The organism is Cytobacillus sp. (assembly GCF_964223445.1).
Taxonomy (GTDB): domain Bacteria; phylum Bacillota; class Bacilli; order Bacillales; family Cytobacillaceae; genus Cytobacillus.
Genome location: NZ_CAXQGS010000076.1, coordinates 22,166 through 36,834, shown reverse-complemented (window position 1 = coordinate 36,834; position 14,669 = coordinate 22,166). Strand labels below are relative to the sequence as shown.

14 protein-coding genes are annotated in these 14,669 nt (G+C 43.9%); 4 read left to right on the top strand and 10 right to left on the bottom strand.

Annotated features, from left to right (window positions below; translation table 11 throughout):
- Positions 1-11: 11 nt before the first annotated feature.
- The 7 genes from ACEQ1T_RS14590 to ACEQ1T_RS14560 form a co-directional block, all read right to left on the bottom strand.
- Entirely contained in the window at positions 12-599 is a 588-nt protein-coding gene (locus tag ACEQ1T_RS14590) for a DedA family protein (protein ID WP_206845291.1), read from the bottom strand.
- Positions 596-1,303, bottom strand: a complete 708-nt coding sequence (locus ACEQ1T_RS14585) for a polysaccharide deacetylase family protein (RefSeq protein WP_370223494.1) — start codon at positions 1,301-1,303, stop codon at positions 596-598. The genes ACEQ1T_RS14590 and ACEQ1T_RS14585 overlap by 4 nt, the downstream gene beginning before the upstream one ends.
- 277 nt (positions 1,304-1,580) lie before the next feature.
- On the bottom strand, positions 1,581-2,402 hold the full coding sequence (locus tag ACEQ1T_RS14580; RefSeq protein WP_206845287.1) for a manganese catalase family protein: 822 nt from the start codon (positions 2,400-2,402) through the stop codon (positions 1,581-1,583).
- A gap of 149 nt (positions 2,403-2,551) precedes the next feature.
- Positions 2,552-3,559: an iron ABC transporter permease gene (locus tag ACEQ1T_RS14575; protein ID WP_206845285.1), complete on the bottom strand. Its 1,008-nt coding sequence runs from the start codon at positions 3,557-3,559 to the stop codon at positions 2,552-2,554.
- Positions 3,556-4,566: an iron ABC transporter permease gene (locus ACEQ1T_RS14570; protein WP_206845284.1), complete on the bottom strand. Its 1,011-nt coding sequence runs from the start codon at positions 4,564-4,566 to the stop codon at positions 3,556-3,558. Before ACEQ1T_RS14570 ends, ACEQ1T_RS14575 begins: the two co-directional genes overlap by 4 nt.
- A 188-nt stretch (positions 4,567-4,754) precedes the next feature.
- Entirely contained in the window at positions 4,755-5,681 is a 927-nt protein-coding gene (locus tag ACEQ1T_RS14565) for an iron-hydroxamate ABC transporter substrate-binding protein (RefSeq protein WP_206845283.1), read from the bottom strand.
- Positions 5,632-6,477: an ABC transporter ATP-binding protein gene (locus tag ACEQ1T_RS14560; protein ID WP_206845279.1), complete on the bottom strand. Its 846-nt coding sequence runs from the start codon at positions 6,475-6,477 to the stop codon at positions 5,632-5,634. The genes ACEQ1T_RS14565 and ACEQ1T_RS14560 overlap by 50 nt, the downstream gene beginning before the upstream one ends.
- 211 nt (positions 6,478-6,688) lie before the next feature.
- On the opposite strand from ACEQ1T_RS14560, the gene ACEQ1T_RS14555 reads away from it, so the two are divergent.
- Positions 6,689-7,738 carry an NAD(P)/FAD-dependent oxidoreductase gene (locus tag ACEQ1T_RS14555; RefSeq protein WP_370223493.1) on the top strand — a complete coding sequence of 350 codons (1,050 nt, stop codon included), beginning with the start codon at positions 6,689-6,691 and terminating at the stop codon, positions 7,736-7,738.
- 177 nt (positions 7,739-7,915) lie between these two features.
- On the opposite strand, the gene ACEQ1T_RS14550 is transcribed toward ACEQ1T_RS14555, so the two are convergent.
- Entirely contained in the window at positions 7,916-9,130 is a 1,215-nt protein-coding gene (locus ACEQ1T_RS14550; RefSeq protein ID WP_206845275.1) for an MFS transporter, read from the bottom strand.
- Between the two features lie 141 nt (positions 9,131-9,271).
- Here ACEQ1T_RS14550 and ACEQ1T_RS14545 point away from each other — a divergent pair, with 141 nt between their 5' ends.
- Entirely contained in the window at positions 9,272-9,607 is a 336-nt protein-coding gene (locus ACEQ1T_RS14545; protein WP_159345404.1) for an antibiotic biosynthesis monooxygenase, read from the top strand.
- Positions 9,608-9,668: 61 nt separating this feature from the next.
- Here ACEQ1T_RS14545 and ACEQ1T_RS14540 read toward each other — a convergent pair whose 3' ends face one another.
- On the bottom strand, positions 9,669-10,700 hold the full coding sequence (locus tag ACEQ1T_RS14540; protein ID WP_370223491.1) for a FecCD family ABC transporter permease: 1,032 nt from the start codon (positions 10,698-10,700) through the stop codon (positions 9,669-9,671).
- On the bottom strand, positions 10,701-11,735 hold the full coding sequence (locus tag ACEQ1T_RS14535) for a FecCD family ABC transporter permease (RefSeq protein ID WP_370223490.1): 1,035 nt from the start codon (positions 11,733-11,735) through the stop codon (positions 10,701-10,703).
- 139 nt (positions 11,736-11,874) lie between these two features.
- Here ACEQ1T_RS14535 and ACEQ1T_RS14530 point away from each other — a divergent pair, with 139 nt between their 5' ends.
- Together ACEQ1T_RS14530 and ACEQ1T_RS14525 are read left to right on the top strand one after the other, a co-directional pair.
- Positions 11,875-13,422, top strand: a complete 1,548-nt coding sequence (locus ACEQ1T_RS14530; RefSeq protein WP_370223489.1) for a helix-turn-helix domain-containing protein — start codon at positions 11,875-11,877, stop codon at positions 13,420-13,422.
- Between the two features lie 168 nt (positions 13,423-13,590).
- Positions 13,591-14,538, top strand: coding sequence for an ABC transporter substrate-binding protein (locus tag ACEQ1T_RS14525; protein ID WP_370223487.1), 948 nt, complete (start codon positions 13,591-13,593; stop codon positions 14,536-14,538).
- Positions 14,539-14,669 lie beyond the last annotated feature (131 nt).

Genomic DNA, 14,669 nt, shown 5'->3' with positions numbered 1-14,669 from the left:
CCTCCTTTCTGTCACTTTGATTTATTTTTTGCATACTTAAAGAGCATGTAGATTGCGAATACAATTAATAACACAATCCCTAGATAGGGCACATATTCAGGATTAATATCGAATAAGCTTCCAGCAAAGTATCCCGCGGCAATTATAGGGAGCACCCAGCTAAGGGAGCCTGCTGCAGAATATAGAAGGTACTGATGAAAAGGAACTTTTGAAATGCCGGCAAAGTAAGGACTTATCTGTCGTATTCCCGGCATATAAAAACCCGCAAAAATCATAAAGCGATGATTTTCCAAGTATTTTTTCTGGGCGGTATTCCATCTCTTGTCCGTGATCCCAATGTATCTGCCATATTTTTTGAGAAAGGGCGTACCTGCTTTTTTACCGATCCAATACGCGGAAAGCATTCCAAGCAGCACACCTGCTTCCGCACAGACAGCAGATTCGGCAAAGCTTAATTTATGATTTCCAATTAACACGCCAATTAGGAATAATAGCGATTCTTCGGGAGCGGGAATGCCGACAATCCCGAAAAATAAAAATAAAAAGATGATCCAGTAACCGTAGGACGAAATAAATTCAATAATTGTTTCAGTACTCATGGGCGATGCCCCTGATATCCATCTTTTAAAGAAACAAAATGGATTCCTTTTAGTTTTGCCTGCTGCAAATATTGGTCCAGATGGCCAATCATACATTCAGGTGCACTGGAGTCAGCGCCAAGAGTTTCACCGCTGTCATGGAGAAGGAAAATCCGGCCAGGCACGGTTTCTTTTGCCAGCGAATCTGAAAGGGTGTCCCTGATATACTTAATCTTCCAATCCTTGAAAATGCCTGACCACATAATAATCTTATACTTCCTTGCCATCCAGAGGGTAAATAAATTGAAGTGTCCCCATGGAGGACGATAGAAATAGACTTCTTCATTAATCGTTTCTTCAATAATTTTTTTTGTTTGCTCAAGCTGCTTTTTTAAAGATCCTGGTGAAAGGATCCAGCTTGAGATATGCCGATAATGATGGATGCCAATTGTATGGCCTTCCGCCTGCATCCTTTTTAGCAGCAATGGATGCTTGGCTGCTTTTTTCCCGACAACGAAAAAGGCTGCCTTTGCTTCATGCTTTTTTAAGACATCCAGAAGCCTCGCTGTATATTGGGGATCCGGGCCATCATCAAAGGTTAAAGCAATGGAATTTGTTTCGGTTATTTCTTTTACAATCCCCCAATTCAGCGATCGTATGAGTACAGTGGGCAGAACTGCGTAACTAATAAATAAAATCAGTGCGGCGGTAAAAAAATAAATCATGCAAACTAGATCCTTTCCGGCGGTATATCACTTATTTTCATTCCCCTTTTATTGTGAGGGTAACCTTAATGTTCAGAGTGAATGTAAGGAAAATAAAATTTAGATTTATTATTCCATTCATGATCTAATGGTGAGATGGTTTTATCATATAAAAAATTTGAAGGAAGTCAATGGAGAGGATGGAAATTAAAGAAGAAAACGTTGTCCAATTCAATCAAACGTTTGATTGAAATAACAAAACAGGCTGATGCTTCAGCCTGTTTTGTCAGATCTATTATTAATCCATTGGTAAAGTGTTATGAAGATTTGGAGGTGCAGGCTTGAGCATAGGCTTGTCCCCTTCAGGCTTTGGATTGCTTACATATTTGTATTCTCCCTGGCCATCCAGAGCAGGGCCCTGTGCCCATCTGCCTGTGCTGCTTTCTTCGCCTGCTGATAGGTTGTAGAGAGTGTAAGAGATATCTGTGCGTTCTTTCTCACGAGGGAAGGTGCTAGGGACGAGCAGGCCTTCTTTTTCTTCAAGCTCCGCAATCGCAGCAGCCCATTGGTTTTGGTGGTAGGCATCTCTGGCAATCAGAACTGAAAGCAGCTCTTTAATGCCCTTATCATCAGTCATTTCATAGAGACGTGCAGCCTGCAACCGGCCCTGTGACTCTGCATTCAAGTTTGAACGAAAGTCTGCTAATAGGTTTCCGCTGGCTGTAATATAGGTACCCATCCAAGGGTTTCCTACACTGTCAGTCGGACGTGCACCAAGTCCGGAGACAATGGCATGCTGCGGATTCATTCCGCCCATAATCGCTCCAACCACTGGGTCCTTTGCTGCTTCTTCCTGCTGATTAACAGGGGCGTCATCCATTAGTCTGGCAACCATTGTTGCGAGCATTTCCACATGTCCGATTTCTTCAGTCCCAATATCCAGCAGAAGGTCGCGATACTTTTCATTCCCACGAGTTGCCCATCCCTGAAACATGTACTGCATGGCAACCGTCATTTCACCATATTGGCCGCCAATCAATTCCTGAAGCTTTTTGGCAAAAACGGGATCCGGACGTTCCGGCTTAGCTTCGAATTGCAATTCCTTTACATGAAAAAACATCTAAATTCCTCCTATGCTATAGATTTCCAAATATACACTGTATCTATTGCCCTGAAAAAAGTATGAAGAAACATGTTTGTAAGAAATTAATATATTTATATTACATTCCAAAAAGAAAAAAAGACGTGCGAACACGTCTTTTTAATCGGCTATTTTTTTAGCAGTAAATACATGAAATAAGGAGCACCGATCAGTGCAACCATAATGCCGGCTGGCAGGCCGTCAGGATCAACCAGGTTCCGGCCAAGCGTATCGGCGAATAAGAGAAGCCATCCTCCTAAAAGGATAGCAATCGGAATGAAAAGCTGATTCCGCGGTCCAACCAGCGCTTTAGCCATGTGCGGTGCAATTAAGCCGATAAAAGCAATTCCGCCGGTTACCGACACAGCTGAAGCGGCCAATGCAACGGCTGTAAGCAGAAGGACGATCCGTTCTTTTTCAATGGATACCCCTATCCCGATGGCGACAGGCTCGCTTAAGCTTAATAGATTCAAGCGATTTGCTTTATATAAAGTAAATGGAATCAGCAGAAGAAGCCAGGGGAGGAGTGCCCAAATGAACGGCCAATCCGTTCCCCAGATATTCCCTGATAGCCATTTAGCTATAAAATCGACTTTCTCTCTTTCCGCTGAAGAAATCAGGACAATCATGACACCGGAAAGCGCCATGGAAAATCCGACCCCGACCAGCACCATCTTAACAGGCTGAAGCCCCTCGCTTTTTTTATAGGAAAAACCATAGATGAGGATTGCAGTAAGTAAAGCGCCGAAAAATGCGCATAAAGGCAGCATGTATATGAAAGTGCCAGCTTCAATCGGAAAGAACAGAAAGAAAACCGCTATAGCAACTCCGGCACCGGAGTTTATGCCAATGATGCCTGGATCTGCCAGGTCATTGCGTGTAATCCCTTGTAAAATGGCACCGGATAATGCAAGTGCCATGCCGGCCAAGACAGTGATAAATACCCGCGGCAGCCGAATGGAAAATAACACAAATTCTTCTTTAAATGTGCCCTGTCCCATAATAGTCGGGAGCAATCGGTCATATGAAAGGGAGGCATAGCCTAATCCCATTCCAATCACAATGGTAACAATAATGAGTGCTGATAACACGGCCATTAAAATTCGCTGTTTTTTTACTAACTCTGGCTGAATCATGAGAACGCCTTACCTCCTTTATGAACAATAAACAGGAAGAAAGGAAGCCCCATAACGGCGATAATAGCAGCTGCCGGTGTTTCGTAAGGAGCGTTGATGGTTCTCCCTAGTGTATCGGCCAGAAGCATAAATGTGGCTCCTGTAAGTGCGGACATGGGAAGAATAAAACGGTAGTCTGTACCTACAATAGCACGGACAATATGAGGCACCATCAGCCCGAGAAAAGCCATATTTCCGACCAGTGCAACTGATGCGCCTGCAAGCAGGGTCACTAAGATGAAAAGTATGGTCTTAACCTGAGTTGTATTTTGCCCCAGCCCTACTGCCACTTCCTCATTTAAGCTTAAGATAGTCAGCTGCTTGGACAGAAAAAGAGAAAAAAGAATGCCAATGGAAATAACAGGGACAATCACTTGCAGCTGGCTCCAGGATGTACCGATGATTCCCCCTGCAGTCCACATGCTGACATCTTTTGAAATTTTAAAATAGATTCCGACTCCTTCGGCTATTGCGAAAAGGAAGGCGGAAACCGCGGCTCCTGCTAATACAATCCGAATAGGAGAAAAACCTCCTTTTTTCATGGCGCCAATGCCGAAAACCAGCCCAGCACCGACCGCTGCACCAATAAAACAGGCGACCAGAATCCCTATGTAATTTGCTGAGGGAATGAGGACAAGAGTTAATGCAAGTGCGGCATTTGCTCCAGCAGTCAAACCGAGCAGGCCTGGATCTGCAAGAGGGTTTCTTGTCATTCCCTGCATAATGGCCCCGGAAATGCTAAGCGCGGCTCCAACGAAGATAGCAGCAATTTCACGCGGCAGACGGATTTCACGAATAATCGAAATTTTTTCTCCGGAAGCATTGGAAGTAAGGGCCAGCCAAACATCTCTGACCGTGACATCCGCAGCTCCAAACACACACGCAGCCACAAACATGCCGGCAAAAATAACAAAGCCTGCAGCGAGTTTATAGATAAATGGAATGAAGGGTTGAGCATCTTTTGTCATTGTACTCTCATCTTTCTTTATGGGATCAGATCTGACTTACACTATGAAAACTGTCTAGTTCCAGCTGTCAGGCGGGAGCCTTGCGCTGTTCTAATAATAACAGAATTGATTCATTTCTGGGGCAAGGTGCTGCCGCTTTTCTAAATAGGAAAGAGGAATTCTCAAATAAAAGAATCCCTCCTGCGTTATTACTTTCCTAAAAATGATTCTTTAAAGAATTCCAGCTGTGCATCAAGTGTAATTGGATCACTAAAGGAAGCACCATTGCCTTCCATTTCAAAGACGCGATCATTTTTTACAGCAGGGATGTTTTTGTAGGTATCAGTTTCCTGGAACGAATGGTCAGCTTCAGCGTATTTGCTCAGCACAATGTAATCCCCGGCATACTCTGGAAGGACTTCTGCAGAAATAGCGTAATAGCCATCTTTTAGAGCCATTTCCTTAACTTTTTCAGGCATTTTTAAGTCCATTGCCTGGTACAGGATTTCAGTACCGCGTGCCCAGTTATCGCCAAACACATAAAGCTGTTTATCAAAGATTTCGAATACAGAAACTGTTGCATCTTCTCCGATTTTTGCACGGATGTCTTCCCCAGCTGTTTCAGCGCGCTGTTTGAAGTCGGCCACCCATTTCTTTGCTTCGTCTTCTTTATTAAGAAGCTTTCCGATTTCCTCATGCTGTGCCAGATAATCTAATTTGCCCCATGTATACGTTACAGTTGGTGCAATTTCTTTCAGCTTATCGTAGTTTTTAACAGTAGATAATGCAATGATCAAGTCTGGCTCTAATTCAATTATTTTTTCCAGGTTATCTTCAGATACTTCCTCAGCATCCTTCAATTCTTCTTCGAAACGAGGGTTATTCTTGGACCATGTGTCCACACCGACGATATTTACGCCTAATTGCATTACATTTCCTGTAAAGCCGGAAAGGAGGACAACTCTCTTAGGGTCAGCCGGAACTTCAACCGGCCCAGTTTCAGATTCATAAGTAAAGGTGCCTGATTTTTTGTCTTCTTTTGGTTCAGCCTCTTTGGATTCTCCTTGCTCTGTATTGCCGCAGGCGCTAATAAGCAGAAGCAGCAAGATCGTAAACGGGATCAATAGTTTCTTCATGTTGATTTTCTCCTTTTAATAAATTATAAGTAATACACATTGGCTTGTTAGTGCGGGGATCGCGTCCGATGACAGCATCAATATTGAACACTTTCCTTAAGACATCCTGTGTAATGACTTCTTCGTAGCTTCCTGATTTAACAATTTCGCCATCCTTTAATGCAACGATATGGTCAGCAAAACGGGCTGCCTGGTTTAAATCATGAAGGACCATCACAATGGTGCGCTCCTGTTCCTGATTCAGCTTTTGGAGAAGTTCGAGAACTTCAAGCTGATGGGCCATATCCAAGTAAGTGGTCGGTTCATCAAGGAAAATGATGTCTGTTTCCTGTGCAAGAGCCATCGCGATCCAGACTCTCTGGCGCTGGCCGCCGGAAAGGGCGTCAACCGGGCGAAATTTGAAATCCTTCGTTCCAGTAACATCAAGAGCCCAATCAATGACTTCATAGTCCTTTTTGGTTAGTCTGCCAAAGCCTTTCTGATAAGGAAAGCGGCCGTATGAGACCAGTTCGCCAACTGTTAAACCGCTTGCACTTTCAGGTGTTTGCGGCAAAATAGCCATTTTTTTGGCGAGGATCTTTGTATTTTCCTTTGAAATATTCTCCCCATCCAAAATGACAGTGCCTGATTGATGAGAAATAATTCTTGTAATCGCTTTTAAAAGGGTTGATTTTCCGCAGCCATTCGGGCCGATTATGGTAGTGATCTTCTTATCGGGAATCTGGACACTAAGATCTTTCACAATCAAGCGTTCACTATATCCAATGTTCAAGCCATCTGTATATAGGCGGACCATTATGTAACCTCCGTTTAGTTGAGAATATATTTTAGTGATAATGATTATCAGTATCGGTTCTTTTTTACTATAAGTCTATCTGATTTTTATGTCAATAGTATTTAAAGGAAAAGTATTCAGAAAAAAATTTCATTGTCAAAGGAGAAGAAAGGTCGTATAGTTGAAGTGAGAATGATAATCAATAGTAATTGGTTATAGGAGTGAACGGTAAATGAAAAAAGCTGAAGTGTTTGATGTGACGGTTATTGGAGGGGGGCCTGCGGGTCTTTATTCCACTTTCTACAGCGGATTAAGGAAAATGAAAACAAAGCTGATTGAGTTTCAGCCAATGCTGGGCGGTAAAATTCATGTATATCCGGAGAAAATGATCTGGGATGTTGGCGGCCTGATTCCGACTCCGGGAGCTAAGCTGATCGAACAGCTGGTGGAGCAGGGACTAACGTTTAATCCAACGGTTGTTCTTAATGAAAAGGTAGAATCCATTGCCAAAAATGAAGATGGTCTATTTGTCTTAAAAGGCTCTTCTGGAGAAAAGCACTATTCGAAAACCGTTATTGTCGCAGTTGGCAGCGGAATCTTAAAGCCGCAGAAACTGAAGATAGAAGGGGCAGAGCGTTTTGAAGTTTCCAATCTGAATTATACAGTCAAATCGCTTAAACATTTTAAAGGTAAGACTGTAATTGTTTCCGGCGGAGGAAATTCTGCAGTAGACTGGGCTAATGAATTGGAGCCCGTTGCCAGGCAAGTATTCATTACTTGCAGGAGAGAGGCTTTGACTGGCCATGAAGCTCAGGTTTCACAGCTGATGAATAGTTCCGTTATCTGCATTAACCATACGTCCATTACAAAATTAATCGCCGGAGGAAATCACGAGGAAATTGAACAGGTGGAATTGACCAATAATGAAACGGGCGAAGTTTCATATATGAAAGTTGATGAAGTAGTAATTAATCATGGCTATGAACAGGATACGGAACTCTTAAAGAATAGCAATCTTAATATTAATATGCTTGACGATTTCTATATTGCAGGCAACGCAAACAGCGAAACGTCGGTTGATGGGCTATATGCTGCAGGGGATATCCTAAAGCATGACGGCAAACTTCACTTAATTGCCGGGGCATTCCAGGATGCTGCCAATGCAGTAAACAAAGCGAAGCAGTACATTGAACCGGATGCTGCAGCAGCTGCGATGGTTTCCTCCCATAATGACGTCTTTAAAAAACGGAATCGGGAATTGGTGAAGCAGCTGGTGCACTAGGGTAAGAATGGCTAAGCGCACATAAATTTTTTTATGCGCACATAAAATTGGGTTATGCGCACAGAAAAAATTTTATCCGCACATAAAATAAGGCTATCCGCACATAAACTGCAAAAACGCCTGGAATTAAGGCGAAACAGCAGCGAAAAACCGGCCCACACGATGTGGACCGGTTTTTTACGTACTTATTTTTTCTTTTATCTGAACTTCTGTCCTAATTTGCTTGAATTTAGCAAAGAATGCTGCCGTCATGATCAGCGACAGTATTCCAAAGATCACGACCATTTTCTGAAGGCCGACTGCATCCAGCAGGAATCCAGTCAGAAGCAGGACAATTTGAAAAGTTACACGGTCAAGCATATTTCGGAAGGAGAAGAATCTTCCGTGAAATTCCTTTGGCACTCTTGTTTGGAAAATGGTGGCGGCAGTCGGGAAGAAACAGCCGACGGCAAACCCAAAAATAAAGAAAGCCAAGATAGATAAAACAGGCACATCTGCAAAGTACAGAAGCAGCTGTGATAAACCAATGATGAAGGAGAAGAAAAACAGGATCGCATAAGGCGAACGTTTTTGGCTGATTTGTTTAACAATGAATGCGCCAAGCATGAAGCCGAGTCCTTCTGCTGTATAGATCAAGCCTTTAATGGATGAGCTGTCCTGAAGCTCGCTGATATTAATGACCATTAAGTTAAATCCGCCAAGAAACAGAAGCGGGACCAAGGTAAGGATTAATGTCATAAACACAATGGGAAGACCTTTAATAATCGGGAATACTTCCTTGAATCCCCCGTTGCCTCTGCTTGAGTTTCTTCCTGTGCTTTCCTTTGAGAAGGATTCTTCAAAATCCATAAAAAAGGTGATCATAAAGAGAATCAGATAGGCGACAAGCGAAGCGATATAAAGCATTGATAATGGCAAGATAACTAACAAAACGCCAGCTAAAGCAGTACCTAATATTCTGGAAAGAGTGGACACATTCATATGGACTCCATTCAGCTGCAGCAGGTCCTTATCTTCCACAACCAGCGGAATCGCTGCCTGCAGAGCTGGAAAATAGAAGGCTGCAGAAATTTGCAGGAATACCAGAAAAATAACCATCCACCAGACTGACCCTGTTTGTATGGCAATTAACATAAAAACAACGCTCAATGCCCGGGCGAAGCCAGATGCCAGCATGACCGTCTTCTTGCTGATTTGGTCAGTTATTCTTCCTGCCCATGGTCCAACAGCAATTCCAGCCAGCAATCCGCCTGCCAAAATAAGCGACTTTAGAAAATCTGAAGGAACCTTTTCCTGCATAAATTCGAGATTCCCTATTATACCGAGCCACAAGCCCAGCCCTGCTATAAACTCCCCAGTTAATAAAATCCATACATTTTTATTTTTCCACATAATTGAGCCTCATTTTCTGATTAGTTCGATAATCTAAACATACTATAAATTAATAAAATAATGAATCTATTTTTTAAATTAGTTGAAAATGAAAATCGTTATCAATTATAATAACAGAAAAGAAGCAGGGGAGGAACAGGTATGTTCATTCAATTAAAAACGATTACGGTGAAAGAAGGCCATTCCAATAATTTAGTCGAGCGCTTTGCAGGGGAAGGAATAATCGAAGAGCAGCCTGGATTCATTGATTTGAATGTTTTAAAGAAGAAACAGCGCAGCGGGGATGAAGAAGTGGCAGTCATGATTCGCTGGGAATCGGAAGAAGCCTGGAAGGCGTGGGAAACAAGTGATGTACATATTGCCGGGCACAAGGCAAACCGCGGCAAGCCGAAGCCGGAATATATTATTGATAGCCGTCAGGATGTCTATCATTCATTGGGCCGGAAGCAATACCGTGAGCCAGCAGAAATTAAATAAGTTGCAATGCCCATTCATAAAGGGATTTTTGAATGGGCATTTTTTATGTGATTGCTATCTATTAAGCTTTCAGTCCTGTGCCTTTCCGGGTGAGAAGCATGAAAATCAGATAGGGAGCTCCAATGACTGAGATGACGATTCCAACTGGAATATCAGCAGGTGCAAGGAGATTTTTCCCTATCATATCTGCAATGAGAACAAGCGCCGCCCCTATTAATGGAGATAAAGGCAAATTGCTGAAGTAGTTGGGGCCGCAAAGGCGGCGTGCCAGATGTGGCGCCAGGAGTCCAATGAAAGCAATTCCGCCGCCAGCTGCTACACATGCTCCGGCAAGAGCCGCTGAAAGACAGAGAAGCAGCCGGCGTTCTGATTCGACTTTTAAGCCGAGTGCAACAGAAACTTCCTGTTTGAATTGAAGGATATTCATTGTTCTTGCCTTTATAAAGGCGACTGGCATCAGAACAAGAATCCAGGGAAGGAGTGCCCATACATAGGGCCATTGAATACCCCAGATGCTGCCAGTCAGCCAAATAGCTGCCTGCTGAAAATCCTTTGGATCCATTTTCAACTGCAGGATCAGAAGCAAGGCACCGCATAGTGCATTAAATCCAAGGCCAACGAGGAGAAGCCGTTCCGGGTCTATACCGCCTTTCCACGAAAATCGGTAGATCAGTGCTGAAATGGCAAGTGCTCCAGCGAAAGCAAATACGGGAAGGAAGAACGGCTTAGCCAGAATGCTTCCGCCCGATTGCCCGAACAGGTAGATTGAGAGAACGACTGCTAATCCCGCACCGGCATTAATGCCAAGAATACCGGGATCAGCCAGGGAATTCCGGGATAGCCCCTGGAGGATGCTGCCGGAAAGAGCAAGACCTGCTCCGATTAGAAGGGCAATGATCATTCTTGGCAATCTCAGCTGAAGCAGCACCAGCTCCTGCTTCGGAGTACCGCTGCCTGAAAGAACAGCCAAAATTTCATTCATTCCCACTGGCATCACTCCAGTTGAGAGACTTAGCACAAAGGTAACAAGGATAAGGAATATAAAGGCTGCCATCCAGCCCCTCGATTGGAGTAAAGCCTTTTTCCAATCCATTTACATATACCCCCTTTTCCTTCTGGACAAATATAAGAAAAATGGAACTCCGATTAGTGCAGTAACAGGACTGACGGGAGTCTCAAACGGCGGGTTGATCATCCGTGCCCCAATATCTGCCAATACAAGAAGCAGGGCACCTGCAATAGCACTAAGCGGGATGAGCCAGCGGTAGTCAGATCCAATCAAAAGCCTGACCATATGGGGAACCACCAGTCCGATAAAGCCTATAGCTCCTGCAATGGAAACGGCCGCGCCCGATAATAGTATAACCGCTGCAAGCCCGATCCAGCGGACCTTCTGATGAGATTGCCCAAGCCCTGCAGCTACTTCTTCTCCCAGGGCCAGGATTGTCAGGGAGCGGCTGATCCAAAGGGACAGAAGCAAGCCTAAAAAAACGGAGGGAAGCAATATATACACATGGCGCCATTGTGTACCTGAAAGACCTCCCGCAAACCAGAAGCTCAGGTCCTGTGCAGTTTGAAAGTAAAGGGCGATGCCGGTTGAAAGAGCGCTGAACAGGGTGCTTAATGCTGCGCCTGCCAGTGTCAAAGTGACAGGTGAGATCCGCTCTTTTGAAAGCATGGAGAAAGATAATACAAGCAAGGCTCCAGCAGCCGAACCTGCAAATGACCAGATGAGCAGAACCCAGTATGATCCGCCGGAAAGAAAGGCAAGTGCAATTGCGATGGCCAGGCCCGCTCCATGTGTAATGCCGATTATGGAGGGATCTGCCAGCGGGTTGCGTGTAATTCCCTGCATAATGGTGCCGGCTACAGCCAGTGCTGCGCCAATAAGTGCCCCGGCCAGCGCCCGGGGAAGCCTGACTTCTCTGATAAGCTGATGTTCAATTTGGCCTCCCTGAAAGGAGACAAATGACTCCCAAACCACAGAAGGGGGAATCCAGATTGCGCCCAGCCCAATCGATGCAAGCAGCCCGCCAAGCACCAGCACAATTCCTGCCAGGCCCCATTTAATAGATTTTTGGTGTACAGGCTGCATGTGCTCTGTTATGTCAGCTGCAGTTCTGGCCATTACATTCAGTCCTTTTCTATGTAAATTTTAAGTGAAAATGATAATCGTTATCGTTATAAATAATCGTAATTAATCTACTATTCTTTCACAGCTTTTGTCAATTCTTATTTAAGGAAAAAGAAGGGAGTATTTTTTGTATATGCTGAGCGGCAAACAATTTGAACCGTATAAAATTGCAGTATCAAGCTTAAGAGAGGGATTGTCGAAAACCATCAATGAAAATCGCAATGATTTTACACTTATTTATATTTCATCGGGGAGAGGCACAATCGAAACTCAAAACCGCCAGCTGAAGATAGAGGCAGGGAAGAGCTGCTTTCTCTCTGATTCTGGCATAATTACCTCCGCATCAGCAGACCTGTTAACGGTTTATATACTCACCTGGGCAGAGGATAAAGATGTGCTTTCCAGATTTCTCTCCGGGATACTGGCTAATCAGGAGCCACCAAAGATGGTGCCCTTGTGGGATGAGCTGAGGAAATGGAACAAAGAAAAATCGATATCTGCTGAGTGCAGATTTCAGTCCCAGCTATGGAATATGATGTCTATTCTGACAGACAAGACAGAAGTAGACGGGATTGAAGAGGCAGTGGACCTGATAAGAAATAATCTGTCCCAGCCGGTTACTGTGGCAGAGCTGGCATCTAAAGCAAACATGAGCCCAGTTTCGTTTACCAGGGCCTTTCGGAAACGAACCGGGATGGCGCCGAAGGAATTCCTGAATGGAGAAAGAATGAGAGCAGCCAAACAGCTGATGCTGCAGAAGAAAGGGATTACGGCAAAAGAAGTAGCCCTGCAAATCGGAATGCAGGATGAATTTTATTTCAGCCGTCTTTTTAAAATGAAAGCAGGCTTGCCGCCATCTGTATTTATGAAAAGGGCTAAGGAAAGAATTGCGGTGGTCAGTCAGCTCTTTTTGCAGGACCATCTCCTTTCGCTGGGTGTACAGCCTGTTGCAGCGCCATCCTATCCAACTGTTTATCCTGCCAGCAATGGAGTGCCAAGATATCTTCAAAAAGAGTTGGAGGGCACCATGCTCCTTAATGCAGAAAAGACCTTTCAGCCAGAGGATATTCTCTTAACTCAGCCTGATCGAATCATAAAGACGCCTTTACATAATTATCAGCTGCAAAATGTGCTTCTCTCACAGCAGGGGAAGGTCCATCATATGCAGCTGCAGCCGGACTGGCGGCAGTATCTTTACGAAATTGCTTCTATGGTAGGATGTACAAGCCGGGCAGAATGCATAGAAGAAGAAATCCGCTGCCTTGAATGTAAAGTAAGGGATAAGCTATGTCCATTAACGAAAAAAGGCAGATGGGCCGTCCTTTGGATCCGGCCGGATGAAATCCGTCTTTACGGACAGGGCGGGCATGCTCTGCTCAGTCTGCTCTTTCAGAATTTGGGTTTTGAGCCTCATCCTGATTTGCATTTTGAAGGATATAGGATTGCCGGCCTGAATGATGTGGCTGATCTCAATCCTGATAAGCTTCTCATCTTATGGAGTCATGAAAGAGATGTTTGGAGAGCTGCACATACTCCCGAATGGAATAAGATCCGTGCAGTCCAAACAGGTGAAGTATACTATCCTGCCAGCCATGAGTGGGATCCTTGGGGACCGCTAGGCAGAAAAAAAATGCTGGAGGAATTTTCGGACGATTTGATGAAAGCAAAACTTAAGGCTTGATTAATGCGAACACGGGTCCAGCTGTTTTTTCAGCTGGCCCATTTTTATAATGGAATAGAAGGTTTGTGCGTTTTGTCCATGTAAGAAGTTGTAAAAGTCCATGTTAAGCTAATGTGATAATGATTATCATTGAGAATGAATTTCATTATTGCTTAGGAGGAATTATCCATGAAGAAGTTTTGTGCTCCATTGAGCATTGTTTTCATGTTATTTTTATTAATTGTAACAGGATGCGGTAAAGGTGAAGAGGCCTCTACAGAAGCAGCTGAAAAGAAAGAGAAAGAACAGGCAGAGGAAACCAGAACGGTTGAACATCTTTTCGGTAAAACAGAAGTGCCCGCAAAACCGAAAAAAGTAGTTTTGCTTTCACATGTTTCCTGGGAAGGATCGCTTGTATCAGTAGGGGTAAAGCCCTATGCGGTAATGGCATATGATAATGAGTTCCCGCCGCATTTAACGAAGGAGCTCGAAGGTGTTAAGGCGCTCCCATATGCCGATGAAATGAATTCAGAAGAAATTGTGAAGCTTGATCCAGATCTTCTTATCATCAGCGATCGCTATAAGCCGCTCTATGATCAGCTTTCTGAAACCATCCCAACAGTTGTTGTTGAAGTGGGCGGTGACTGGAAGGAAGATCACCTGAAAGTTGCAGAATCTGTAGGCAAGCTTGAAGAAGGAAAGAAAGTCATTGAAGACCTGGAGAAGGAAGCAGAGGATATCGGAAAGCGTGTCCGTGAGAAAACAGGAGAAGAAACTTTCATGGCCGTCGCAATCAATAAAAAAGATATTCGTGTTTTTGGCCTGACAAACCACGCAACCAACTCATTATTATTTGATGATTTGAAATTAACACCTGCTGAGAACCTTCCAGAAGATTTTGGCGAGAATATCTCAATCGAAGGGCTAGCAAAATATAATCCTGACAATATTATTGACCTTACTTTCTTTAACAGCGGTGAATTCTACGATTCAGTCACACAGGGTGAAGTTTGGAAAAGCCTGAAGGCTGTTCAGAACGACAAAGTACATACTATGTCCACTACATGGGGATTCTGGGATCCGATTGAGCGTCAAAAAGGTTTGAAAGAAATGGAATCGCTTCTATTAAGCGAATAATTTTGGAGGACGGGACTTACTTTGCACGCGTCCTCTCTATTAACTTGATTCTTTTCATCGAGAAGAATCAAATTTTTTAATTTCTATTGAGAATGGTTATCAATTACTGGGTCTAAAGACTCGGTGAAAGG